The organism is Streptomyces sp. NPDC007095, assembly GCF_040634475.1.
In the GTDB taxonomy this organism is placed as follows: domain Bacteria; phylum Actinomycetota; class Actinomycetes; order Streptomycetales; family Streptomycetaceae; genus Streptomyces.
Map to the genome: position 1 here is coordinate 11,970 of NZ_JBEYFS010000118.1, position 24,244 is coordinate 36,213.

Annotated in this window: 23 protein-coding genes and 2 pseudogenes; 16 read left to right on the forward strand and 9 right to left on the reverse strand. The window is 69.4% G+C overall.

The features are described 5' to 3' along the window. Positions 1-167 precede the first annotated feature (167 nt). Positions 168-281: pseudogene (locus ABZ656_RS33340) on the reverse strand (DUF6207 family protein); the annotation flags it as partial. Between the two features lie 632 nt (positions 282-913). Here ABZ656_RS33340 and ABZ656_RS33345 point away from each other — a divergent pair. The 3 genes from ABZ656_RS33345 (at position 914) to ABZ656_RS33355 (ending at position 3,380) form a co-directional block, all read left to right on the forward strand. Beyond that, positions 914-1,189 (forward strand): hypothetical protein, encoded by a 276-nt coding sequence (locus tag ABZ656_RS33345; RefSeq protein WP_360272856.1) that lies wholly within the window; start codon positions 914-916, stop codon positions 1,187-1,189. Between the two features lie 184 nt (positions 1,190-1,373). Next, entirely contained in the window at positions 1,374-2,909 is a 1,536-nt protein-coding gene (locus tag ABZ656_RS33350) for a helix-turn-helix transcriptional regulator (RefSeq protein ID WP_360272859.1), read from the forward strand. A gap of 246 nt (positions 2,910-3,155) precedes the next feature. Then, positions 3,156-3,380, forward strand: a complete 225-nt coding sequence (locus tag ABZ656_RS33355) for a DUF6417 family protein (RefSeq protein ID WP_360272862.1) — start codon at positions 3,156-3,158, stop codon at positions 3,378-3,380. On the opposite strand, the pseudogene ABZ656_RS33360 reads toward ABZ656_RS33355, so the two are convergent. Both ABZ656_RS33360 and ABZ656_RS33365 read right to left on the reverse strand, forming a co-directional pair. After that, positions 3,367-3,570: pseudogene (locus tag ABZ656_RS33360) on the reverse strand (HNH endonuclease); the annotation flags it as partial. The gene ABZ656_RS33355 and the pseudogene ABZ656_RS33360 overlap by 14 nt on opposite strands. Before the next feature lie 94 nt (positions 3,571-3,664). Next, entirely contained in the window at positions 3,665-4,189 is a 525-nt protein-coding gene (locus ABZ656_RS33365) for a hypothetical protein (protein WP_360272865.1), read from the reverse strand. Between the two features lie 302 nt (positions 4,190-4,491). On the opposite strand from ABZ656_RS33365, the gene ABZ656_RS33370 reads away from it, so the two are divergent. Beyond that, positions 4,492-5,163, forward strand: a complete 672-nt coding sequence (locus ABZ656_RS33370) for a hypothetical protein (RefSeq protein WP_360272868.1) — start codon at positions 4,492-4,494, stop codon at positions 5,161-5,163. A gap of 314 nt (positions 5,164-5,477) precedes the next feature. On the opposite strand, the gene ABZ656_RS33375 is transcribed toward ABZ656_RS33370, so the two are convergent. Next, positions 5,478-8,150, reverse strand: coding sequence for an ATP/GTP-binding protein (locus ABZ656_RS33375; protein ID WP_360272922.1), 2,673 nt, complete (start codon positions 8,148-8,150; stop codon positions 5,478-5,480). A gap of 176 nt (positions 8,151-8,326) precedes the next feature. Here ABZ656_RS33375 and ABZ656_RS33380 point away from each other — a divergent pair, with 176 nt between their 5' ends. Then, positions 8,327-9,250, forward strand: a complete 924-nt coding sequence (locus ABZ656_RS33380; RefSeq protein WP_360272871.1) for an ETEC_3214 domain-containing protein — start codon at positions 8,327-8,329, stop codon at positions 9,248-9,250. Positions 9,251-9,379: 129 nt separating this feature from the next. After that, positions 9,380-9,655 (forward strand): hypothetical protein, encoded by a 276-nt coding sequence (locus tag ABZ656_RS33385; RefSeq protein WP_360272874.1) that lies wholly within the window; start codon positions 9,380-9,382, stop codon positions 9,653-9,655. Here ABZ656_RS33385 and ABZ656_RS33390 read toward each other — a convergent pair. Beyond that, the gene (locus ABZ656_RS33390; protein WP_360272877.1) at positions 9,622-11,424 is read right to left on the reverse strand and encodes a zeta toxin family protein; all 1,803 of its coding nucleotides are present in this window, start codon (positions 11,422-11,424) and stop codon (positions 9,622-9,624) included. The two genes, ABZ656_RS33385 and ABZ656_RS33390, sit on opposite strands and share 34 nt — an antisense overlap. 163 nt (positions 11,425-11,587) lie before the next feature. Between ABZ656_RS33390 and ABZ656_RS33395 the strand changes: the two genes are divergently transcribed. From ABZ656_RS33395 to ABZ656_RS33415, 5 genes are all read left to right on the forward strand, one after another. Beyond that, the gene (locus ABZ656_RS33395; RefSeq protein ID WP_360272880.1) at positions 11,588-13,714 is read left to right on the forward strand and encodes a helix-turn-helix transcriptional regulator; all 2,127 of its coding nucleotides are present in this window, start codon (positions 11,588-11,590) and stop codon (positions 13,712-13,714) included. A 3-nt stretch (positions 13,715-13,717) separates the two neighbouring features. Then, on the forward strand, positions 13,718-14,308 hold the full coding sequence (locus ABZ656_RS33400; protein WP_360272883.1) for an XRE family transcriptional regulator: 591 nt from the start codon (positions 13,718-13,720) through the stop codon (positions 14,306-14,308). Positions 14,309-14,490: 182 nt separating this feature from the next. Beyond that, on the forward strand, positions 14,491-14,661 hold the full coding sequence (locus tag ABZ656_RS33405) for a hypothetical protein (RefSeq protein WP_360272886.1): 171 nt from the start codon (positions 14,491-14,493) through the stop codon (positions 14,659-14,661). Between the two features lie 25 nt (positions 14,662-14,686). Next, the gene (locus ABZ656_RS33410) at positions 14,687-15,046 is read left to right on the forward strand and encodes a DUF6247 family protein (RefSeq protein ID WP_360272889.1); all 360 of its coding nucleotides are present in this window, start codon (positions 14,687-14,689) and stop codon (positions 15,044-15,046) included. Further along, complete coding sequence (locus tag ABZ656_RS33415) at positions 15,043-15,309, forward strand: hypothetical protein (protein ID WP_360272892.1); 267 nt, start codon at positions 15,043-15,045, stop codon at positions 15,307-15,309. Before ABZ656_RS33410 ends, ABZ656_RS33415 begins: the two co-directional genes overlap by 4 nt. 485 nt (positions 15,310-15,794) lie before the next feature. Here ABZ656_RS33415 and ABZ656_RS33420 read toward each other — a convergent pair whose 3' ends face one another. Then, positions 15,795-15,929 (reverse strand): hypothetical protein, encoded by a 135-nt coding sequence (locus ABZ656_RS33420; RefSeq protein ID WP_360272895.1) that lies wholly within the window; start codon positions 15,927-15,929, stop codon positions 15,795-15,797. Between the two features lie 424 nt (positions 15,930-16,353). Between ABZ656_RS33420 and ABZ656_RS33425 the strand changes: the two genes are divergently transcribed. The 5 genes from ABZ656_RS33425 (at position 16,354) to ABZ656_RS33445 (ending at position 21,711) form a co-directional block, all read left to right on the forward strand. Beyond that, complete coding sequence (locus tag ABZ656_RS33425; RefSeq protein ID WP_360272898.1) at positions 16,354-18,090, forward strand: hypothetical protein; 1,737 nt, start codon at positions 16,354-16,356, stop codon at positions 18,088-18,090. Next, positions 18,074-18,430: a hypothetical protein gene (locus tag ABZ656_RS33430; protein WP_360272901.1), complete on the forward strand. Its 357-nt coding sequence runs from the start codon at positions 18,074-18,076 to the stop codon at positions 18,428-18,430. The genes ABZ656_RS33425 and ABZ656_RS33430 overlap by 17 nt, the downstream gene beginning before the upstream one ends. Before the next feature lie 7 nt (positions 18,431-18,437). Continuing rightward, entirely contained in the window at positions 18,438-19,373 is a 936-nt protein-coding gene (locus ABZ656_RS33435) for a hypothetical protein (protein ID WP_360272904.1), read from the forward strand. A gap of 562 nt (positions 19,374-19,935) precedes the next feature. After that, positions 19,936-20,451, forward strand: a complete 516-nt coding sequence (locus ABZ656_RS33440; RefSeq protein WP_360272907.1) for a hypothetical protein — start codon at positions 19,936-19,938, stop codon at positions 20,449-20,451. A gap of 516 nt (positions 20,452-20,967) precedes the next feature. After that, positions 20,968-21,711 carry a hypothetical protein gene (locus ABZ656_RS33445; RefSeq protein ID WP_360272910.1) on the forward strand — a complete coding sequence of 248 codons (744 nt, stop codon included), beginning with the start codon at positions 20,968-20,970 and terminating at the stop codon, positions 21,709-21,711. 241 nt (positions 21,712-21,952) lie between these two features. Here the strand turns inward: ABZ656_RS33445 and ABZ656_RS33450 are convergent, their stop codons facing one another. The 3 genes from ABZ656_RS33450 to ABZ656_RS33460 all read right to left on the reverse strand — a co-directional run. Beyond that, positions 21,953-22,399 (reverse strand): helix-turn-helix domain-containing protein, encoded by a 447-nt coding sequence (locus tag ABZ656_RS33450; protein WP_331756759.1) that lies wholly within the window; start codon positions 22,397-22,399, stop codon positions 21,953-21,955. Further along, positions 22,396-23,100: a hypothetical protein gene (locus ABZ656_RS33455; RefSeq protein ID WP_360272913.1), complete on the reverse strand. Its 705-nt coding sequence runs from the start codon at positions 23,098-23,100 to the stop codon at positions 22,396-22,398. Before ABZ656_RS33455 ends, ABZ656_RS33450 begins: the two co-directional genes overlap by 4 nt. A 934-nt stretch (positions 23,101-24,034) precedes the next feature. Next, positions 24,035-24,244: hypothetical protein (locus ABZ656_RS33460; RefSeq protein WP_360272916.1), on the reverse strand; the 210-nt coding region annotated here is incomplete at its 5' end.

Here is a 24,244-nt window from a genome sequence, read left to right on the forward strand (position 1 = left end):
GGTGCGCACCGACCTTCCCCCAGGAGCAGTTCGGCCTGCCGCTCGGTCACCACATCCCCGGGCGCCACACCGACCGCGGCCAGACCCCGGCCCGTCCAGAAGCCGGGCGGCACACCGGCTTCGTCCTGGGCGACACGCAGCGGATACGGGCCGGGAGTGAGGTGCTGACGCAGATCGAGGCAGCAGCGCAGCCGTACACCAGGCTGGCCCGGACCCCTGATCGCGGGGTGGGGTCGCCGCCGCCCACCGGCCGACACCTGGCGCCCGCCGCGAACGGGCATCCGTGGCCAGGCCGATCGTTCAGCGCCGGCTGGGGCACGCACGAGACCTCGGACCTCACGCTGGTCAGACCGCAGCTGGCGGTGGAAGTCGTCGTCAGCGTCGCCCCCGCGATGCCTCCGGCCGGGCGCGGTACTCCGCACGCCGGCACCGCGCCCGGTCCGGCCTTTGACCCGCCGATGTTCCGCCCATCACGTCGCCATGGCACTTACGACGACGCAGGATGACACACGCTGCCCTGCAATTGCACGTTCCGAGTCGTGTTACAGCACGCCAATGACCAAGTTGGCATTCTTTCCGACGGCATTATTTCGTTCCGTACCAGCATCGCTGACTTCTGTGATCTTTTTCGCCACCCCGTGACAGGAAATGACATAAAAGTTCCTTCGATAGAAACAAGCCGTGGCTGACACGCGGTGCTACGGAAGTCAGGGAGATTTCTGCTGCGACCGGAAACGAAAGTCGCCCGTCCTGGGGTAATCCGAGATATGAACCCGAGTGCGGCAAATGGGTGATTAGCTCATCGCACTGTGTGTCGGTAGCTTCACCCTCAGGTGCGTGCGGGACCTCGCACTGCGTCTACCAAACCCTGTTCGAAGTCCCGCACGCTTTCGGCAACACAAAGGAGTGCCCCATGGGGCGATCTACCCCTCGGCGCCGCCGGGCCAAACAGCCATCCGGCCGCTTCACTCACGGCAAGCGTAATGGCCGTAACGAAAACTTTCGTTACGTGAACCGGTTTGTCACGCACACGGTCGGCGCGTTCATCGGCGCTTTGTTCACCGGGTATGTGCTGATTTTCCGGCCGTCCGTCCAGGTGACAGTCTCCCCCGGGGCCGTATACGCCCTTGTCGGCGTGCTGTCCGGCGCCATGCTCAAGGTCTTCCCTCTCCGTCGTCATCGGCACTGACACCCATAAGGCGGTGGGGGGCCCAAGCCACCGGTCTCCCACCGCCCGCCCCGGCGATCTGATCCCGCCCGCAACCGGGCCACAGCCGCCCAGGGATCGGCGTGTGACGAAACCCGGGGAAATTCGGCTGTATCGGCGCCGTGTAACCCCCTCTGAACCCTTTTCGTTACGGAATGGAAGAACTGTGAGCGACACATGCGAGTTCTGCGGCTCCGCCCTCGCCAAAGGACCAGGGAAGGGCAGGCCACGGAAGTACTGCGGGGATGCCTGCCGCCAGGCCGCCCACAGACGCCGCCTGCACGATGACACCGCGACTCCGTTCGCTGCACCGCACCCCGCCCAGGCAGGGAACCCGACCGAACCGCGGCCTGCGCCCCGGACCAGCCCCGCGCCCCCAACGGGCGCTCACGGCCCGTCTGCCGGGGACGAACTCCTCATCGAGATCGCCAAGGACATACAGGACGGTGCACGCGACCTCGCGCGGCTTCTGCCGTCCTTTGACGGAGAAGAACCCCTCCAGCGGATTGCCCAGCTACACGAGCAGCTCGACGGCCTGACGGCGGCCGTCGTCGGACGAGCCCGCTACCGGCGCGTCACGTGGGCCACCGTCAGCTCGATCCTGCGCATCAGCGAGGACACCGCACGCCACCGCTACACCGAGCGGTACATCCTGCGCCGCCTCACCCGTTTCAACCGCTCCGAAGCAGCACTCACCTCTCTCACCGGCCTCTTCAGCAGCACTGCCACACGCCTGGCCGAATCCCCGGACGAACCCGCCGCCGACGGCGGCACGGCGGGTGGGTCCTGCGACTCAGGCACCGAACGCGGCGAGGGACCCGAGCAATCCGCCCCGATCGAACCGTCGGGAGCGGCATACAACCGTCTCTCACCCATCCTGTCCATGCTGGTCCGCACCGCTCAGCTCACGAACAAGGAGGTGAGCGGCCGGATCGGATGCTCCGCGTCCTACCTGTCCCGGATCCTGTCCGGCGAGCGGGTGCCGACCTGGGACCTGACACGGAAATTCGCCCACACCTGCGGGGCCGACCCGGAGGTACTGCGCACCGTCTGGGAATCCGAGAAACTCAGCCAGAAAAGCCGCGAGCTGTTCATGGACCTCGATGACACTTCCCTGACCGCCGCCGAACATCTCCGCATCGCCGTGCAGACACTGCACCTGCGCGCGGGACGCCCCGCACCGAACGACGTCGCGGTCGCCAGCCGCTGGATGCTGAGCGCCAGCGCCGTCGCCTCCATCCTCGAAGCCACGCTCCTGCCCCCCAGCCCCGTCCTGGAATCATTTGTGCGCATCCTCGGCGGCGACGTCGACCACTTCAACCAGCTCTTGGACAACGCCCGCACGGAAGCCGCCCACAAATCAGCACGTCTTCAGCCCTCCCCTCACCCGACACCTCACCCCTCACCGACAGCCGCCCTCGCCGAACAGAGCAGCGCACGTCATCCGGACACAGATCCGCGCAACGCCCATCCCGTCGGCGCGGACGTCGTCATGAAGACCTTCAGCAAGGTGCTCACCGAGGACCGGACTGTCGAAGACGGCCGTGCCCGGCTCCTCCATAAATTCGCCAAACAACACGTCACGCCCGTACGACAAGCACAAGGAGCCCGCCCCCGGCCCCTGACGGCAATCGCTGAGGCACTGAGGCACCGCGCCCCGGCCCCCACGCCGGCCATCTCCCCCCTCCAGGCCGGAACATGACCACCGCTCCCCGCGATCAACCCCAGCGGGCCAAGGCCTGGACGGCGCGCACTCCATCCCTGGAACGCCTTGACGATGTGCACTTCGCCCTCGGCTACGGCCGGATGGCCAAGGGCTGGCAGAAGGTCTCCCGCTGGGAGAACGGCCTCAACTTCCCCCAGCTGCCCACCCGGTACGCCATGGGCCGCCTCCACAGCATCCCGGGCTCGGGACCGAGTCGGTCAGCGGGATGGTGGTCCGCCGGCGTTGCCCGGACCCAGCAGCCTGCCGCAGATGGAGTCGGTGGCGTACGGGTTGTGGCTGCACCGGATGACGGGTTCCGCCGCGGAGGCCAACCGTTTCGGCCGCGAGTACGGCGTTGTGCACAGCCCGGCACGGGCCTCGGACGAGGGACCTCCGGCCGCCGACGGCCTGCCGTCGGCGGCCAGAGCGGACGCGCGGGGTGGTGCGGGGGCCAGCGGGCGAGGGTGACGGTGATGGGCTGGTCGGGGCCGTTGCTGAGGGTCTCGGTGAGTGCGGCGTGTTCGGTGGGGTCGATGGTCAGGCCCCACCTGGTCTTGTCGGCGATCCAGTCGGTTGCGTACTGGCAGCGGTAGCCCTGGGCGGGCGGCTGCCAGGTGCCGGGGTCCTGGTCGGCCTTGCTGGCCGCTCGCGCCGCGCTCCTGGGACAGAGCTGCTGGGCTCCCGCGCCGCATGGGCGCAGCCGTTCCCCTCTGGATCCCGTCACGCGGCGCGGCCTATGGCCTCACTGGAGGTCAGCCGATGCCGGTGACCTGGAGCGCGGTGGTCCAGTTGTTCTTGATGGCGCTGCGGGCGGCGGAGAGGGTGATGGTGCCGTTGCAGACGGCGTTCTTCAGTTTCGTCTCGGTGCCGTCCTTGGTGTAGGCGGTCTTCGTGCCGTAGTGCGGCTCGGGCCACAGGTTGCCGGGGTCGCGGGGCGCACCGCCGAGCTCCAGCGGCACGAGGTGGTCCTCCTCGTAGTCCGACATGTTGGTGTCGGAGTAGCCGTAGTCGATGATGCCCTGTGCCTTGAGCGGGTTGGTGTAGGACGTGGGGGGCCGGACGGTGTCGGTCCAGCCGGACACGCAGATGGTGCTGTGGATGTTCGACTGGGTGACGTCGGGGTTGTACGAGCCGGGCGTGCAGGACGAGTCGGGCAGCGGCAGGTGGGACTGGGAACAGGCGGAGGCGTGCGCGGTGCCGCTCACCGTGATGATGAGGCCTGCGGCGGCGATGCCGAGGGCGGTGGTGGTGGCGGTGACGCGGCGCAGAGGTCGCATGTGGGGGTCTCCCGAATTTGGCCCGGAGGCGAGGTTCCGGGCGGCTGACGGAATGACAGCACCCGCCGGATCTATGCGGGTAGACGCAGGCGGTGAACATATGGTGACCTGCACCTTCTCCATACCAGGGCATGGGCGAGCCTTGCCCAAAGCCGCAGTTTCGCTTGGGACTTGAGCCGAACGGGCTGCGCGGTGGCGCACCCCGCATTCCGTCGCGCTTCTTGGCGCGGGCCCCGGCCGGTGTGCTGATGCGCCGGCCGGGCAGTATGTGCCCAGCCATTGCCTGCTCGTGAGGGGTCGCCATGCACTCCAGCTACCGTGCCGCGTCATCCGTGCTGTTCGCCGCGGTGTTCCTGGCGGGCTGCTCGCCGGCCGCAACGGGTGGATCTGCCGCGTCGCCTGCCGGGACTGCGGCCACGAAGCCTTCGGGTGCGGACGCGCGCGGCGGCCCTCAGGGGGCGATCGCGGTCGGGGCCGGCCCGCAGACCACTTACACCGTCCAGAAGCAGCCTCCGGCGGGGAGTTGCCACTTCCGGTACGAGAAGGGGGAGCCGCTGGAGGATCCGGCGTGCACGCCGGGCGCGGTCTCTCCGGCGGTCACCCAGGCGAACCTGAAGTCCACGATCTGCCGCAAGGGCGGCTACACCTCCGGCATCCGGCCGTCCACCTCCGTCACCGGCAAGGAGAAGGCGCTGAACGCCGCCTCGTACGGATACAAGGGCCCCATGGGGGATGCAGAGTTTGATCATCTAATTTCGTTGCAGCTCGGCGGCGACCCCAACGATCCCCGCAACCTGTGGGTCGAGCCGCCGGACCCGGGCCACAAGAAGGGCGGCGGGGTCAACAACCGCAAGGACCCCGTGGAGACGAAGCTGCACACCGCGGTCTGCGCCGGGAAGGTCTCCCTGACAGCGGCGCAGAAGGCCATCGTCACCGACTGGACCACGGCCCTCAGCAGCCTCGGCCTCGGGTGAAAACGCGGCGGCTGGAAGAATGCCCTGCCGGGTTCTGGCAGCCCCTGATGGTCCTTCGGCGGTTGTGCGCAGGTGAAAGCCCCGGCTGGACGGGGGAGACCAGCCGGGGCAGCAGGTGGTGGCGTGCGGAGGGCGGTCGCCTCGCGGCGGAAGGCTCCATGGGGCTTCAGCCGGACGATCGTCCCCATGGGCTGTAGGTGAGGCCCGGGGACACTGTCCCCTCCGCAGCCACATGTAGATGAACGGTGAACTTCCCCTGCTTGTTCCGGTGTTGCCGCTGCGGGCCGTGTGAGGTGAGGCACGTCCCGCAGGTGTCATCGCAGTGAGCCCAGGTGCTCGCGCCGCGCGGTGACCAGGGCCCGCCAGCGGCTGCGGGTGGCTGGTTCGCCGTCGATCCACTGTGCTGGCGAGGGGTCATCGAGGGGCAGGCCGGCCATGAAGTGGGCGATGTCGACGAAGTAGGCGTGATCTTCGTCGGACGTCTGTTCTCGTAGCCGGGTGAGGGTGGTGTTCAGTGCGATGTGGTCGTCGAGGACGGCGTGGTGGAAGGCGCCGGCCAGCTCGATCGCGGGTGTCAGCGAGGCGAGGCCCGCGATATCGAGTTCGGTGCGCAGCGTGGCGATCTGGTCGTCGACGCTGTCGCTGCCGGCATCGCGGATGAGTTCGGCCCGGCGGACGTTGATGGTGGTGGCGCGCAGGTTGAGGCCGGCCAGGAGCTGGTGGGCGAGGTCGATTTCCGCGCTGGCCTGGTCGGGGGCGTAGAGGGCGATGGCAAATGCGCGCAGGGCCTGATTGTGGGCGGCCTCGCCGGCCTTGCCGTGCTGTTCGGCTTCGGTGCGTCCGGCGAGGTAGGCCGCGGCGGCACGTGCGGGTTGGCCTTGGAGCCAGTACAGGTCGCCCATCACGCGTTGGTGGCGGCCTTCCCAGCCGAGATTCTGGGCGGCGGCGAGGGCGGTGGGGAAGTCGCCGGTCAGGCGTGCGGCGTGGGCCAGGCCGCGGCGGGCGGCCGGAGCGAGGCGGCCGCCCTGGTCGGCGACCTGTTGGTAGTCGCGGCGGGATTGGGCGGCTAGGCCGGTGTCACGCAGGGACTTGGCCCGGTAGTAGAGCGCCATCTCCTGCAGGTCGGCGGGCAGCAGTTCGGCGTCGAGGACGGCGGTGAGTCGGCTGACGGTGCGAGCACGGTGTTCGTGCTGGCGGCGGGTGAGGGTGCTGAGGAGTTCCACGAGGGCGTCGGCGGACGTACCGGGCGCCGGGGCGCCGGCGGCGGCGGGTGGGGTGATCGGCTCCCAGACGGAATCGCCGACGTAGGTCCAGGCGGCGTCGGTGAGCCAGTCGAGGTCGAGGTTGTAGTCCCGGGCGAGCGGCAGTCCCTGCTGCAGGCAGCCCACCAGCAGCAGGCGGTCCGGCGCTTCGCTGGCGCTCCACTGCTCGCCCAGCGCGCTGAACGCCCGCTCGGCTGCGGCGCGCCAGTCCCCGTCGGACCAGCGGTCGTCTGTCTGGTCGTCGGCGTTGCGGATGGTGGAGCGGATCAGGGCGTGCAGGTGGAACGGCCACTGCCCGAAGGGGCTTTCGCGAATGAACGGGCGCTCGGTCAGCCGCTGTGCGGGTGCCTCGTGCGTCAGGCCCGCGGCCCGGGTCGCCAGGGCCAGGTCGAAGGCGTCCAGGAGGCTGACCGAGCGCAGAACGTGCCGTTCGTCTGTGGTGAGGTCGGTCAGGGTGCGGGCGATCAGGGCCGGGAAGTCGTGGGCGAAGTCGGAAGGCCGGGGGGTGCGGCCGGTGCGGCGGATCTCCAGGAACCGCATGACGGCCAGGTCGAGGTAGAGGGGCAGGCCGTGAGAGCGGGAGGTGATGACCTGGCGGATGTGGTCGCCGATGACCGGTTGTCCCTCGTGGGAGAGGCGGCGGGCGAGGTAGTCGTCGCAGTCTTCGGGCGAGAAGTCACCGACCAGGATCTGCCGTCCGTGGCTGGCGGTGCCCGGTGTGGTGCGGGCGGAGGGGAGGGCTGGGGCGGCAAGTCCCGGCCAGGCCGCCGGCCCGGTGTAGTCGAGCTGGCCCTGCAGGGCGGGGTCGGCCCACTGCAGGCGGGAGCGGCCGGTGATGACGAAGAGTGCGTTGGGCATGAGCCACACCACGCGCTGCAGGAGGCGCTCCAGATCGCGGTGGGTGCGGTCGCCGATGTCCTCGAATGTGTCGAACAGGACGACCGGCGTGACGCGCTTGCCGGTAGGGAGACGGGCGAGCTCCCACGCCAGCAGGTGCGGGTAGTAGGAGAGCGTGTCCAGGTCGGGTTCGGCCTCCAGAAGGTCGGCCAGGCGCGTGCAGGCGGCGAGCGCGCGGACGGTCTGCCGCCGCTCGCGCAGGGCGCGCACCAGCGCACCGGTGGCCTGGCCGACGACCGAGCCGACGGTGCCGGGCAGCAGCAGCGTCTGGGCGACGTCGGCGAGTGCGGACTGCATCTGCTGGGGCAGCGCCTGGCCGAACTTGGAGGCGAGGCCGCCGCGGCGCATGTACTCCTCCAGCGGCTCGCCGGGATGGTTCGCGTCCCAGTAGCGGCGCAGCGCCAGGTCGAAGGCGGGCAGCGGCCGGCCGATCCCGGCGAGGGCGGCCCGGATCGTCAGGACGATCTGCTCGAAGTCGGTGCCGGCGGAGCGGGCGAGGTCGATCCGTACGGGCAGGATCCGGCCGGTCTGCCAGGTGGGTTCGCCCCATTGCGCGGGCCGGCGCCCGGCGTCGGCGAGGGTCGCCTCCAGCTTCCTGGACAGGGTGGTCTTGCCGATGCCGCCCACCCCGTGGAAGACGAGCACGTTGTGGCGGGGCGCTTCGAGGTCCTCGACATTGAAGCCGGGGGCGCTGGTGCGCCGCAGGTGCTCGGTGAGAGCGGCCGCGACCAGCTCCCACTGCGCCTGCCGGTTGGTGAACGCCTCTTGCGCGGTGAGGCCGCGGTCGTTCGTGCTGAACAGGGCCCTGAGATCCCGGCCGCCTGTCACGTCCACCCCCGAAAGATGATCACCTTGGAGCCCAACTTATGCCTATTGCAAGCCCCTTGGGGAGCCAGGCCGCCTCTACCGTCCCGGACCCGGAATGTAGAGCCGTCCAGTGCTGCGGCTGGCGGGAGTGATCAAACGTAGTGCTGGGGTGGATGGGCGTGCGGCATTCTGCAGCGATGAAGCCCGATCCCGAGCCCTGGTACAGCACCACCCTCAACGTCTGGACGCTGGCGGGAGTGCTCGTCGCCAGCTGGACCCTCGTCAAGGCATTCACCGAGGGATGGCGCCGCACCATCGGCCGCAGGCGCTACCTCACCGCCCGGCTTCGCAAGATCGCCCCCGGGGTTCGGCACGACTACGTGGAGTCTCTGCTGGGCGAGCCGCAGTGGCAGTCGAAGATGGAGTGCACACGCCTGGCTGATCCTGAGGTCGAGGTTGGCGGCAGGGACAGGGGGGCCGATGTCACCGTCCGGACCTGGCCGCTGTCGCGGCTGGGCTACCTGGTCACGTGGTCCGAGGACGACATGGTGGTCATGTACGGCATCACTACCACCAGCTGGTGGTTCCGGCCCCGTGTGCTCATCGACCAGACCCTTATCCGCCTCGGAACATCTCCTCTCGCCGCTCTCGGCAAGCCTGAAAACCACCGCGCATGGCTCGGAAACCGGCGATACGGGTACCTGGAAGACCACTACTTCGGCAACCCCGGCGGCTACCGGCGTTGGTACGTGGGAGTCAACGACTTCGGATACAACGCCGTTCCTCCGCCCCCCGACTGGCTTGAGATCGACGACGAAGGCAACCCCCGGCTGTTGCCCGACAAGGAAGATGCCTACCGGGCGAACGTGCCGATCAACACCATCGTCATCAGCATCGCCTTGTACGAAGAGCTTCAGGACGGCAGGCTCTTCGGTATCTCGCTGGGAGTCGACCAAGACCTCGTTCGCCTCACACGGCCAGAGTTCCACGTACTCGAAAGCAGGTTCGGCCGCATTCGCCGCTATGTGGGGGACTGGCGGTGGAACCGCCGCTTCAGAGACTGGCAGTGGAACCGCCGCTACAACCGCTGGGAGAAGAAGGCGCAGGCCGCGATCAGGTGATGACTCGCGTGAGTCGTGTCCAAGCCCAGCCTGTTGAGGCGTGGGTGCGAAGGCCGTGGGCCCTACGACGTTGAGGGGCCGGGTGGACAATGGCCCCTCCCGTGCAAGATCAAGATCGAGGGGGTTGCCATGTCCGGCACACCAGATGAGCCCGACTTCTCCGGCCTGGAGGAAGGCGAGGTCCAGCAGGCGGTCGACATCGTGCAGGCGGTCGTGCACTGGTACACCGAACAGATCACGGCCGAGCGCCGGGCTCCGCTGCCCGATGAGGACCGGATTGCGCAGCTGACGGCCGACCGGGCGGCTGCCTACCAGGACCTGGCGCGGCTGGAGGAGGCCGGCCCGGAGGAGGAGGACCGCCTGGCCGCGCTCTACACGGCGCGGCTGAGGCAGTTGGAGGGGTAGCCCGGCCGTGGCACCGGCAGCAGCCGTACGGCGTGACGGGGCACGCCGATCCGGGACGGCTGCAGGTGGGCGGGCATCAGCGGGCGAGCCAGGGCTGCGATGTCGGCCAGTTCGGCGCGGTGCTCAGGCAGGGCCCGCCACACTCCCTGGTGGATCCGCAGGAAGCGGGCGGCTTCCTGCTCGGTGTAGGGGCGCTGGCGTTCGGCGGCCAGCGCCCACGAGGCCCGGCCGGGTGCGGCGGGCTGCTCCTGGCGCAGCAGGGCCTGGCCGTCGCGGCGGATCACCGTAACGGCGGTGATCGCGGGATGGGTTTCGGCGGCCGCCACGGTGTCGGCGACGCCCTGGTAGCAGCGGTCGTGCCCGGCAGCGGTGGTGAACCGTCCGGTGATTCCGGCTTGCAGGGCGCGGGCGTAGCGCAGGGCGGTGAACAGGCGGCTGTCCGCCTCCCGCACGGCCAGAACCACCAGCTCCACCGGGTAGCCGGCCTGGTAGCAGGCGAGCGCGCTGCCCAGGACGTCGTCCGCGCGGCCGGGTGCGGCCTCGATGAGCAGGTCGCCGCGCCGTGTTCGCACGTACTCTTCCGCCTGGGCGAACCAGGCCCGGTAGTCGGCGCGGATGGCCGTGCTGGCGCCGCGGGGATCCTGCCGCAGCAGTTGCCGGTAGTCCGGGTGGGAGGCCTTGAAGTCGTCGCCGTTCAGGCGGGTGGTGCCGGGTCGCATGGCGCGGCGCACCATGCGGGTGGCCTCGGTCTTGCCCGCGCCGGGCTGCCCGATCACGTACACGGCGCGGGGATCGTCCCGGGGCACGACGTTGGCGAGGACGGTCGGCGTGATCAGCTCGTCGAAGATCCACCGGTGTTCATCGGCCGACAGCCGGTGGTAGGCGATCCCGGGCGGTGTCGCGGTGGGTTGGGCGTTGCGGCGGACTGGCTCTGACCAGGCGGCCGCGCGCTCGCTGTCCCGCTGCACGGCCAGGCGCCGGTCCTCGCCGACCAGTTCGGCGTGCACGCGCCGGTCGGTACGGGCCAGCTCCCGGCGGAAGGCGGCGGTCTCGGGTGCGGTCCACGGCCGCGCCCGCTCCACCCGCACCGCCCGGTCCGCAGCCGGGCGGCGCCGCCAGCTGCCCTCGGGGGTGAGCTCGTTGGCGTACAGCACGGTGCCGTCGCGCCGTACGACGGTGATGCGGTCGGCGAGCTGCTCGGTCTCGATCGCGGCCAGTGTGCGCACCAGGCCCTGCGCGCACGTGTCGTGGTTCTCCCACGGCACGTACCGGCCCCCGCCATTGGCGGCCTCGGTGAGGAAACGGTCCACGATGCCGAGCTGGCTCAAGGCCTCCGCGGTGGCCAGTGCGACTACCTCGATCCGGTGGCCGGCGGCCCGGTAGGCGAGGGCGGAGGCGCGGAAGTCGTCGGGGTCGGCGAGCGCGGACTCCACCACGGCGTCGAAGTGCCGGTCTCGGACGTGGGCTTCGACGGCGGCCTGCCAGCGCGCGGTGTCGGGGCGGACCAGGGCTCCGGCCGTACGGACGTCGGCAGCAAGGAGACCCGGGTAGTGCCGGTGCGCTGGTTTGTACAGGTCCCGGCCAACCCGCACGGCACCGCCGCGATGGTTCAGCACCGCCTGCACGAGGTCGGCGATCCAGGTCTTTCCTGCCCCGGGCTGTCCGGCTACGACGACCGCGACCGGACGGGGCTGGCGCACCGCCCAGCGCGTCGCCGACGGCAGGATGACCTGGTTCAGGACCTCGGTGTTTTCCCGCTCGGACAGCATGGCCGCAACGTCGCCCGACCTTGCCAACGGTTCCTCCTGGTGCCTGCACCCGCATCTGCCCTGCCAGTCAAGATCACCCTACCAGGAACATGCGAGCGGGTTAAAGAAACGGGTTAAACAGTAGGGTAAATGATGCTAGTGTTCAGGGTGGAGGTAGACGCATATGGCATCCGAGGAAGAGCTGTTCGCGAACATCGACGCCCTACTGGCGGAGGAGCCGCAGCTCCCGCCCCCGGCGGAGCGCGCCCGGCTGCGTGAGGCCGCTGGCATCACGCAGGCCCGTCTCGCGACCGCGCTGAAGACGTCGACGCAGACGGTGAAGAACTACGAGAACGGCCGCTCCGAGCCGAAGGAGCCGCGGCTGTCGGCGTACCAGAGGCTGCTGAACGGCTGGGCGGCGAAGTACCCCGTGCACGGCGCCCCCGCCGCTGCGCCCGTCCCGGCCCCCGCGCCTCAGCCGGAGCCGGCTCCGGAGACGTTCACCGGCCCGGCCGCGCCCGAGGCGGAGGCCTCCGCGCCGGTGGAGGCGCCCGCCGGCCAGGCTGCGCCGGAGCGTCCGGCTGCCCGTCCGGCGACGTCGCGCCGTCCGGCCGCGAAGAAGGCGGCGAAGCCCGCCGTCGACCCGCGCTTCCCGCATGGTCCGCTCGCTGTCCTGGACGGCGATGGTTCCGCGTACGGCGTCGACGGGATCGTGCTGGACTGCCCGGCGCCCACGGTTGTGGAGCTGGTGGAGTGGACGCTGCGCGAGTCCGGTCTCGGTGCGCCGCGCCTGCACCGCAACGGCAAGGACTCCGATCCGCTGATCGTGCTCACCGCCGCGGCCGCCGTGAAGCTCGGGCTGCCGGAGCGCCTGGAGGGCCACGAGCAGCGCCGCTCCCTGCGCCTGCCCGAGGACCACCCGGTCGTCAAGCAGGTCGCGAAGGCGAAGTGGCAGCTCACGCAGCGAGGGTTCGGCCCGTGGGCGCGGATCTACCGCAAGGCCACCGGCAACCAGCGGCAGTGTGTGCAGCTCGCGATCCTGTCCTGGGACGCCCTCGATGAGCGGTCCTGGCCGGGTGTTGCGGAGATGGAGCCGGCCGACGTCGCCCGCGTCCTGGGCGTCTACGCCCAGCGCGTCATCACCCCGCGCGGTTCCACCGCCGTGTCCGGGCTCGAGCTGATGACCGCGTTGCGCCCGCCCACGCGTGCCGTGCAGGACCGCGAGAGCGGCAACTGGGTCTCCGGGCACAACCCCGGCTCCCTGGGCGCGGAGCCGGTCGACCCGGCGCCGCCGGAGGCCACCCCCGAGCACCCCGTGGTGGTGCAGAACAACTGGACGGGCGGCTTCCTGGATGAGGAGGCGTACCAGTGGGTGCGGCCGGTGGACCTGCTCTCCGATGAGGAGTGCCTGCTGCCCTTCGCGATCGGCCTGGACCTGAACACCGCGTTCCTCGCGGCCGCCGCCCGGCTCACGGTCGGCCTGTCCGGCCCCGACCACTTCGACCACCCGGCGTTCAACCCGAAGATCCCCGGCAGCTGGCTGGTGGACCTGTCCCACGTTGAGCTGGACCCGCGCCTGCCCTCGCCGTTCACGCCGTCGGGCGTCCGTCCGACGGGACCGGCCTGGTACCAGACGCACACCGTCGCCTACGCCCAGGAGCTCGGCTACAACGTCGCCCCGATCGAGGCGTACCTGCGGCGTGAGACCGGCGCGTACCTGGACCCGTGGCACGACCGCCTCAAGACCGCGTACGTCGACACCCTCGCCGACTTGGGCGTCACCAAGGACCTCACCGACACCGAGTTCCTGGCGGCGATGGAGCGGCACAAGCAGGTCGACCCCGCCCTGGCGGCCGTCCTCGCCGCGATCAAGGCGACCGTCAAGGGCGGCGTGGGCAAGCTGCGCGAGCGCCCGCAGGGCAAGCACCACAAGGAAGGCGAGAGGTGGCCGGCCCTTCAGCGCCCGACCTGGCGCCCCGACATCCGCGCCGCCGTCATCAGCAAGGCCCGGGTCAACATGCACCGCAAGCTGCTCAAGATGGCGGACATGACGGGCCTGTACCCGCTGGCCGTGCTGTCCGACTGCGTCGTCTACCCCTCGCCGGGTGCCTCGCCGCTGGACTTCCTCCCCTACGCCGCCTCCGGAAAGCCGCAGCCGGGCGGGTTCCGCCTCGGGCCCACCCCGGGCCTGGCCAAGCTGGAGGGCGTCCAGGAGATGGCCTGGGCGGTCGACCTGATGGAACAGGGCTACAACCCGGCCCGCCACATCAAGGGCGACGGCCACGACGCCTCGCTGGACGAAGGAGAGTAAGCCGTGCCACGACGGATCCGACCGGCCAACGCCCAGGCCGACGACGCTCTGGTCAACGAGGCCATCGAACGCCAGGCCCAGGAAGCCTTCACCACCGAGCCGCCCAAGACCCTCCAAGGCCGCATCAACTTCCTGATGAAGCAGCTCAAGACGACCAAGGCCGTCGCCACCGAGCTCGGGATCAGCCAGCGGTCGGTGGAGCGCTACCGCAAAGGCCAGCGGAAGACGCCGCCGAAGGACATCACCGACAAGATCGACGCCGCTGTACGGGCCCGCTGGCAGCCAAGGGTGCGCCAGCGGGCTAAGAAGAGGGCCGCGACCAGCACCGGGATTACCGTGGAGACCCGCGCCCAGTTCGGCTACAGCGCGCCGATCGGCACGACCGACGAAGGCCGCCAGCGCCGGATCACCGCCCACCTCTCACCGGAGTACGCGCGGCGTCTCTTCGACGCACAGCAGGGCATCGGCGACCAGACTCCTAACGAAGTCATCGCCGAAGGACTCAAGGAATCGTATTTCCAGGACCACGGACGCCGCGCTGCCAACCTGGACGTGGAATTCACGAACATCGACTACATCGACGTCTCCTACTGAATACGAACCAGACCTCTCGCATGGAAAAGGCGCTGAAATAGCGCGTACCGACTACCCGTACATGACGCCAGCGGTCATGTCGTCTGTGGTCATCGAAGGAACTCCAGGGTTCGCCCGGTGACCACAGACGCCATATCGCGTCACTGCCGCGCGGCGGCCGGCCTGCCGCCCATCTCCTGAAGGTGACCCGTGAACGAAGACGACGAGGACGAGCGCGCCCCCTCAACGTCGGCTGCACGTTCGTATGCCACCCCGACGCCGCCGACGCAGTCGCCCAAGCGCTCCGCACCGCCGCCGAAGAGGTCCTGGAGGCGTTCTCCGATGACGAGATCTTCGACTACGGCGTCGACTGACGCCCCACAGGAAAGGGATCACCACATGTCCGTCACCACCGCCGCGCGCCCCGCGTACGGTGGCGATACGACCCGCCTGGAGGTGCCGATGAGCGCGCAGCACGAGGAAGCCCCCACCCCGCCGACCCCGGCCGCCGCCGCCCAGCTGCTCGCCCAACTCCGCGCCGACCGCCGCGCCAGCACCTGGGTGCCCGCGTTCGAGCAGGACTGGGCACGCGCCCTGGACGACGCCCGGCACAGCTTCAGCCTCGCCCCGGTCCACGCCGTCGTCCGCACCTGGAGGGCCCGCCTCGCCTCCGCCCCGGCTGTCGACGCCTTCCTCGCGGGCGGGTGCGACGACTCTGACGGCATCGACCTGGACCAGGTCCTCGGAGCCCGTACGTGAGCGACGCCGGGCCGCCCTGGCCCGCCCGCCTGTCGCCCCAAGCAGCAGGCACCGTGAAGGAGTTGCCCGACCACGCACGCGAGATGCTGCGGGATGTTCTGGACATCGCCGGCCGCGACCCGTGGTCGTTCCCGCCCTTCAACTCCCGCGACCCCGAAGGCGAGGACATCCGCTCCGCTGCGGTCGGACAGCTCACCGCCGTCTACTGGATCAACCGCCCGGCCGGACGCCTGTACGTCGTGGACATCGTCTGGCTCGGCTGACCGCCCTTCAACGAACGGCTCCGCCCCCGGCACAGCAGCTGCCGGGGGCGGAGCCGTTTCGCTGCGACGCGTCGCCTACCCCGCTCCGAAGGCTGTGAGGTCTGTGAGGCTCACAGCCTGTTTCCCCAGGTGAACGGCCTGTCCTGTGAGGCTGTGAGGTTGTGAGGGACCGCGTGACACAGCCGGTCTCCACCGAGATGTTCACTCCGCTGTCCGTCAACAAAGACGTCACGCCGCCCCTCTTCCGCGGGAATCCAGCGCCAGCCGATCCCCGCAGCTACTTCCTGCGGGTGACCAAGTGTCAGTCCCCCTTCCTACCGTCCGAACCGTGACACCTCCGCGCCTTTGCGGCGCCCGATGAACGGCGGTGATCCGTCATGTCCCTGGTCGACGCGCTGAAAATGCCCCCACACCCCGCTGCGCCGGTTCCTGGATCGCGAACTGTCCGCCAGCGCCAAGCCGTTGCGCGACAGCTACCGCGCCCATCACGTCCTGCTCCCGCCGCCCGGCGTCGGCACCGAGGGCGGCACCGTCGGCACGGCGATCGACCAGCGGCTGCGGCTGGCCTTCACCGCGGCCGCGCCCGTCGACGACGCCGCTCTGATCGGGATCGACCTCACGGGCGGGATCGGCGGCCGCGGCGCCAAGGTCCCCGGGCGCCGTCCCCGCGTCGGTGCGGGCGCACAGCGCCCTGCCTCGGACCATGGTGCGGACGGGGACGCTGGAAGGCTTCGGCGCGGGCCACGCGGTGCGCCTGGCGCAGGCCGACCCGTGCACCGTGCTCGCACTCGCCGTCTGGATCGAACCACCCTCCGGCACATCAGCCGCGAGGCCCGCGCCTCTACTTTCCCGTGCGCGCACGGGTCGGTCCCAAGGCACACTCACGCGGTGACAGGCGGCAACTCCGTTGGGCACGGCGGCCGGTGAACGTCTGGCGGTTGACGATCGGATTCCGGTCGTCTGCATGTTGTCCTATGCTGCTTGCTCATCAAACAGGGCGCCGGGCAGACGGGCCGTGGCGTCAGCGTGTTCGACCATCGGGGGATGGGCGTGAGTACCGCCTACGTGCCGAACCAGTCACAACCGCCTCTGCCTGCCTCGAGGCCGGCGGCGGCCACCGCTCTGTTTGCGAGTGAGCCCACCCGGCTGCTGTGCGCGGGCACCTACCTGGATTCCGACTTCCGCGACCGGGTCATCGACGAGCTGTATCTCAACGAGCAAGCCATCGCGGCCCCTTCAGTCGGCTTCGATGCCGGCCGCGTCCTTGCCCACGCACTGCGCGCCCGCCGCCTGGAGCTGAGCTGGGACGTGGGCATCCTTCTGCTGTGGGTGGTCGGTATCACGCTCGGTAAAAACCTGGTGCTATCTGTCCTTCTTAGCGGGGTGAGCCTTGCCATCGCGTCGCGGGTGCGGGGCAGGAGTGAGGACCCGCCGCTGTACCGGCGCTTCCTGGCCGGGCTGCTGCGCTGGAACGGGCTGCTCACCGTAGCCTTTGTCCTGTTCCTCACGGTGTTCCTGGCCCTCGGCGGCGGCTCCGACTCCTCGTCGAGCGGAGACGACTACGGCTCGTCCGGATCCGTCTCCTGGACCGATGCCCTCAGCCAGTCCGCGAGAGTCCTCGGCCTCGGGGCCCTGCAGGCGTGGCTGGCGCTGGCCGTGCTCGTGCTCATCGGGTTCTGCATCGCTGCCCAGCGCGCGCAGGTCACCCGCTCACTGACGCAGGAGCTGCACCCCACGCGCTTCCCGGACGCCGCAGCCGACCCGGCCTTCGGCGCGGAGGGTACGCGGTTCCGGCGGATGCTCCAGCGCATCCGCACCGAACAGCACCAGGCGCTGATCATGTACCACGAGGCGCATCCGTTCTGCGGCGCGGGCAGCGCGTACGACCCCTGGGTGCTCGCCGTGGAACTGCGGCCCGACGGGATGCGCAAGCAGCGCCCGCTGAGCAACCGGGCCGTCCTGGACACGGTGCGGCCGCTGCTGGAACAGCTGCGCGAGTCTCCCAAGGCCGCCCAGCACACGGTGCGCGACCGGCTACGCCAGCTGGAGATTGACGAGTGTGTCTTCCTGCCCGTCGAGGGGCTGATGCATCGGGAGGACGTCACCTACAACGCCGAGGAGTTCGAGGCGTTCCGGGCCCAGGCGGTCGAGGAGGGAGCCGAAAAGCGGCGGCACTTCCTGCGCGTGCGGGTCGGCGGATGGGAGGAGGAAGTTGTCGTCAGCGTCTTCGTCCGCGTTCATACTCAGGGCCGGATGCTCATGCTGGAGATCGCCCCGCATGTCCTCGCCCCGGTCCGGGAGGACTTCAAGGACGCCGACCGGGTCGCCCACCGCTACGCCCACAACAACCGTCTCGCCAAGGCTGCTTACGCCATGCCCCGGATCGTGCGCTCCGCGGGTGTCGCCCTCGGGCACCTGTTCCGGCTAGGCGGCTTTGGCTGGCGTCTGCTGACCGCGGGCAACTCCGGCGCGCTGCCGGAGGGACCGGCTGTGTCGGTGCGCGAGCTGGGCTCGGCGCCGGAGGGGTCGCGGTTCCAGAAGATGGACGTCGACCGCTACCTGCGCGCGATTCAGGACCGGATCGCGCAGGGCGTGCGCACCGCCCTGGCGGAAGCCGGTTACCAGACCGGCGAGTTCGTCCAGAAGATCGTCAACATCAGCAACGGCGGCGTGAACATCGACTCGGTGCAGGACTCCACCTTCGCCGTCGGCACCCACGCCACCGCCAGCAGCGGCACTGAGCCGCAGAGGGGAACGGGCAGCGATGACCGACCCGCGTGAGCCGAACGTGTCCATCGGCGACGTGTCCGGCAGCACTTTCGCCATCGGCAGCCACGCCAGCGCCGTCAGCCACCACGGCGCGGGGCTGCAGACCGACGAGGCGACCGAGAAGCTGCTGGCTGCCGTGCGCGAGCTGCGCGCCGACCTGACCCGGGTGCGCGGCACCGAGCAGACCGCCACGCTGGATGCTGAACTCGCCGGCACCGAGGAAGAGATCACCAGCACGGGCCTGGCAGGCCCGACCCGACGCGAGCGCCTGCGCCGGTTGTTGGACGATTCCCAGTCCCTGCTGAGCCTCCTTGCCTCCGCGGGTGCGGTGGCGGGGCTACTGACCCAGTGAGCCCGCGATGAGCGGGGGCCAGCGGTACTGGAACGAGGGTTCCCAGCGCTGGGAGTACGACACGACGCGTCCTTCCCCGCCCCCCGAGCCGGCGGTGCCCGCCCGCCCGGAGAGCCCGCCCCCGGTGCCCCCGGTGCCCCCGGTGCCCGCCACGCCCCCGAGGACACCGACGGACTCCACAGGGCAGGCGGGGGGACCCGACGCGGGGTGGCCGGAGGCCGCGGTGCTCGCGCCACAGGCCCCGCAACCGTCCGGCAACCGGCGTGCCCTGTGGTGGAAGGTCGCGGCGGGCGCCGCGGTGGTCGGCGTCGGCGCGGCCTTCGCCGTGGTGAAGCTGACCGGCGGTGACGGTCCGGCAACGGTCCGTGCGACGGCGAGCCCCTCGCCCGCCGCGAGCGGCTTGGCGTCCTCGAACCCGGCCACGGATGGTTCGCGCCCCGGCGACTCGGCCTCCGCCTCCACATCGGCAGAAGCGTCCGTCCCGCCCGAGGGCTATCACAGTGTGGACGACCCCGACGGCTTCTCCATGGCCGTACCAGACGGCTGGCAGCGCAGCGACCGCTCGAGCGGCATCTTCTACGCCACGGATGGCGACCGCAGGCTTCTCCAGGTCTTCGTCGTCACGGAGGTCGGAATGTCGGCCTACGACGCGGTCAGCAAGTCCTCCCAGAATCTCGCGACCCAGCAGCCCGGGTACGAGGAGGTGAGCCTGCAGCGGGCCCCCAACCCGGGCGGCGCATCCGACGCGGTGGGGGACGACGTGGCCCGGCTGGTCTATGCCTACGACAGCAAGAAACAGGGCGAGCGCCGACAGGTGGTGGAGTACGCCTTTACCGCCGACAACGGCAAGCTGTACGCGGTTCTGGCGGCCGGCTCGGCTGCCCAATGGCCGCAGCAGCAGCGGGACGTCGACACGGCCTTGAAGTTCTTCGCGACTCGTTGACTTGCCGATCCGCTGATTTTCAGTGGCCCGGGGCGCTGCTGTGTGTGCTGCAAGGCTGCGGCTCGGCTGCTGCACGATCCAGCGAGGGTGGCGGTGGGTGTGCTGCTCGGGGCGGGCCTGCGGATGCGCGCCGTCGGCAACGAGCTCGCGGTGCGGCTGACCGAGACGGTGCACCGTCTGGACCTCGCCAACCGTGAACTGCCGATCGATCGCGGCCAGGACGAAGAGGAGGTCCTGGCGCGCATGCTGATCGCCGCGGCCTGGTACCAGGTCCTCGCCCGTACGCCGATCGGCTTCGCCTTCACCCCGCTCGCCAACGCCGCCCTCGAGGACCCGGACGCCTTCACCTTCACGCGGCTGCTGGAACTCCCGCACCGCGACCTGGTGGCCGACGTCACCGCCCAGCTCCACAAGGCCGCCCACGGCCCCCTGGAAGCTCTGCGCGCCCGTACCGGACCCGAGGACTGCGTCGGCGGGCCGACGTTCGCCGGCGCCCAGATCACGGCCGACGCCGACATCGTCGTCGACGGTCTGGGAGAGCGCCCGCCGCCCGCTGGCGGAGATGTCCCAGCGCACGGCGTGGCAGCTGACCGGCTACCTGCTCCTCGATGCCGCCGACCGGTACCGGGTCGACACCGTCGGCCTCTACCTGACCCGCTCCGGGATCCTCACCTCCTGGCCCGTCGACGACTTCCTCGCCCTGCTGGGTGCCTGCCGCCGCGACCTCACCGAGCTGCGCGGCGTGTTCGCCGAACTGCTCGCCGGATGCCGGGGCCAGGCCGACGCCCGGTACTTCGGCACGGACGAAGAGACCGAGCGTGTCCGGCAGCTGCTTGAGCGCCTGGCGCCGGTCGCCGGGCCCGGCTGCTGCCCCGTGTGCACCCAGGCCCTGCCCGACTCCAGCCGCCGGCCCCGGAAGTTCTGCACCACCTGGTGCCGCGACCGCGACAAGGTCCTCCGGCGTCACGGACTGCTGCCCGGCGGCCCGACCCCGCTGCTCCCCGCACCACGCAAGCCACGCCTGGACCTCCCCGACGACGCGGAGATTGTGAGCCTCACAACCCGTATACCCAGGTAGACGTGTCGCCCTGTAAGGCTGTCAGGTATGAGAAGCAGCATCGGCCAGGGCCTGCACCCTGCCTGCACGGTGCTGCTCGGTGGGTGGTGGACGCCGTGGCGGTGGTGCTGCTCGTGGTCCTGGTGTGGTCGTCGAATGGTGGCTGGGGTGGTGTCGTAGCTGGAGCGCAGCATTTGCATGGGCCAGGCGGCACACGGGTGCTGCACGTGCAGCAGGCCCGTCCCGACCGTGCAGCAGCAGCTGCTGCACGGAGTCGTGCTGCATGCAGCCGGCGCTGCTGCTCCGTGGGCAGCAGGGCAGCCTTCCTCCGCTCCATCACTGTCGACTACGAACGCGAACTCGCCCAGCTCGATGACCAGCAGCTCGACCGCCAGCGTCGACCGTCCGTTTTTGCGGCGTCGGCACCTACTCCGTTGTTTGGGGAAGCGACGAAATACGGCTCCTTGGGTGACGGAATGCGTGCTTCGTGGCCGTCAGCGCGGCGGTCGCCGTTTAGGCGTGCGAGGCTCGCTGGCTGTGGCAGACGTGTTCACGGTGACGCTTGAAGTGGGATCATGGGCCCCCGTCCCCGTGGTGGCTGGGTTGGTCGCAGACCTCAATGTGGTTGCTCAGGGCGCCCTCGAAGTGGCGACCCATGTGGCTGAGGCAGAAGCCGACGCCTACATGTTGCAGCTCGTGCGAGAAGGTGGAGTCACTGCTCTTGTGGAGGAAGCTCGCCGGAGAGAGCTCCCACTCGCACTGGAGGGGCGCGATCTCGAGCTCCTTGAGCGTGATCTAGAGGAGTGGTTGTACTTTCCTCCTGGCCGTCGCTCGCATTCGCTCTACTGGCTCCTGCTCGGCTCAAGCCAGCGCTACGATCCGCTGTCAAGACTCACGGGTCAGTTGCGTTCAGGCGAGATGGTGCGGCGTCTCCCCGACGTGCCGTACCGATTCGGCTCCATCACATACAGCAACCCGTTCGTGGTGGAGATCATCACTGCTCTTGGCGGCGTGGCGGGGCTGAGCGCAATTCTCGGAATTATTCGAGACTGGGGCCCGCGACGTCGCCGGCAGCAGCTTGAGAACGAAGATCTGCGAGATGCGAACTGGTTCAAGTCGGAGCTGCGTCGCGCATACCTCAAAGCAGCCGAACAGGGAGAGGCGCCCTCATTGCCTCCCGATGACCTGGAAAGACTCAGCTCTGCCGATTTGGCCTTGGCCGTCGACCGTCTAGCAAACCGGGAATTGGAGGTACAGCACTTCCGCACCCCCGAGGAGTGATGCCCCGGAAACCCCACCACTATCTGTCCTCAGCCGGGATTTCGCTTACTCGACCACGGGATCTCCACAGAGAGAACCGAGTAACCGTGCAGGTCACAAAGTCTCGTCGGTGACCCTGTTTTTCCGCGAGTACTACTGGGAGCCCCGGATCCCGCAGAGGGGGGGAGCGTGTATCGCTCTGCAGACGAGAACGGTGCTGCACCGTGGGTGCAGCGCCGTATCGCGAGGCCGGCCGGGCGAGTCAGGAGACGGCTTTGAGGGCCTGGCGGCGCTTGGCGTCTTCCTTCTGGCGGCGTTTCTCGGCGAGCTGGTCCTGGTAGGCGGTGACGGCCCTCTTGTAGCGGTCGACGAAGCCGGGGGAGTTCAGCCGCTCGTTCTTCGGCATCGTCTTCACGGCCGCGACGGCGTCCTCGGGGGAGAGGTAGGCGGCGAGCATGGGGTGGAGCTGGTAGACGCCGGCCCGCTGTTTCTTCACGAGCTGCGCCAGGTCCAGGTCTCGCATGGCCGCGTTGACGGCGGCCCGGCTCAGTCCGAGCATCTGGGCGATGGTGACCTGGTCGATCTCGATGCGGCCGCCGGGCTCGCTGTGGGCGCGCAGCTTCAGCAGCACGCGGTAGGCCGCGGGCAGCAGATCGAGATCGGCGACGATGCCTTCCGCGTTGACGGCGGCAAAATGCAGACCGCTCACTGTTCGGCCCCCTTCTCCTTGCCCTGCGCCCGCTCCTGGCGGCGGCGGGCGCGCTCGTCTGCCCGTTCCTTACGCAGCCGCTCGATCTCCTGCCTCATCTTCTCCAGTGAGGGGAAGCGCACCAAGTCGGGCAGGTTCTGGTCCTCGCGGATCTTCGTGAGGGTCAGGTGCTGGTCGACCTTGAGGTACTCGGGCTCCATGGTCTCGGTGCCCGGGATGAACTCGGCTACGCGGTAGCTGTAGGGCGGGTTGAACTGATAGACCCCGCGCTTCACCCGGAAGACGATGCCGTGGGACATGATCTCACCCAGAGCCTCGTTCACCTTCGTGCGCGCCACGTCCAGGACGGTCGCCATCTCTTCCTGCGTCAGGGGGATCCGGCCGCCGGCCTTCTGGCAGGCGATCATCAGCAGGATGAGCCGCAGCGGGAGCGCCTCGCGGAAGAACTGACAGATGACCAGGAAGAACTCCAGGCTGTCCATGGAGAACGCGTTCGGCTGGTCGGGCGGTCCATAGAACTCCAGCGGCTTGCGCTCGCTGTCGAGGGAGAGCTTGCGCCCCGGGTAGCGACGGGCGACCTCGTCAAGATCCTTGATGGGCCGTAGCGGCACGTCCCAGGCGTCGGCCGGATCGTTCAGCGGCAACTTCGGCTGCGGCGCCCCTGGAGGGCTTGTACGGCGGCGCTGCGGCTCACTCGGCACGAGACTGCTCTCCGTTCTCGATCTTCAGTCGCACGGGCAGTATGTCACCTCTGCTTGACATGGATGTCGCTTCGACACGACATGCCGCAAGAGTTGTGTCCCCCCAGGGGGGACAGATCTCCCCCCTGACTCTTCAGGCGGGCGACCCACTGGACACAGCACATCGCAGATGTCGCCTCTAGTTGACACGGCCGCTCGCTGAGTGTCGCCTCTAGTTGACACTGGAGGGTCGATGTGCCCCCTCAGTCGAGACACATCGACCGCGATATGTACCGGCTGGAGTGGCACATCGCGCGATCCGCACGGCTCTGACCAGCGGGTTCTTGATCTGCGTATATATCAGGTGGCTGAGGTCCGCTCGTGTGCGTACACGTTGAGCCTCGATGGCTGAGGCGGCTTCGCGTGCGGCTCCGTGGGCAGCCTGCGGACCGTAGGCGGCACCAGCGGCTCTGAGTCTCGGGTGGTACCGACCGTGACGGACAAGCAGCACCAGCAGGCGTGGCCGGTGGCGGGTTCCGCCGCCCGGCCCGAGGGGCCGTTCGGCTTCGGTACCTCCGCACGCCGAATTCTGACGCGCCCATATCGGGGCTTCCGTTCTGTGGCTGAGCAATTCAGGGCCTTTGCATTCCACCGGTGGTTTTAGCAGCGGTCAGGGGTGGTGCAGCTGGAGCCCAAACGCTACACAGGAAGTAACGGTGATGCATCACCCGTGATGCATGCTCGCTCTCTCGGGTGATGCGTCAACGGATTCCGTCCCGCTGTGGCGGGTTGACGTGTATGTCCGCCGGGTATTTGTCAACGCGAGCGGATGGCATCGGGAGTTGGGGGGGCGGGTGGAGCGCAGCGGAGCCCGTCACTACGGTGGGGCCGGCACCCCGTCAGGCCGACGGTCCGTCACCTCCGTTACAGGGGTGGTGGCTGGGATTCCCAAGCCCTACACAGGCGCGAGCGTGATGCACCTCCCCTTGCTGCCAGCCCCGGCGACCGCGCTTGCGCGGGTGCCCTCAATTCGCGCTTGCGCGAATTGCTTCCTTTCGGAATTCCGTTTACGGAATTCCATTCCGGCGCTTGCGCCGGAATTCGAATTGCGCTTGCGCAATTCGCGCTCTATGCAGCGCGCCAGCGCTGCATATCCCGCTCCGCG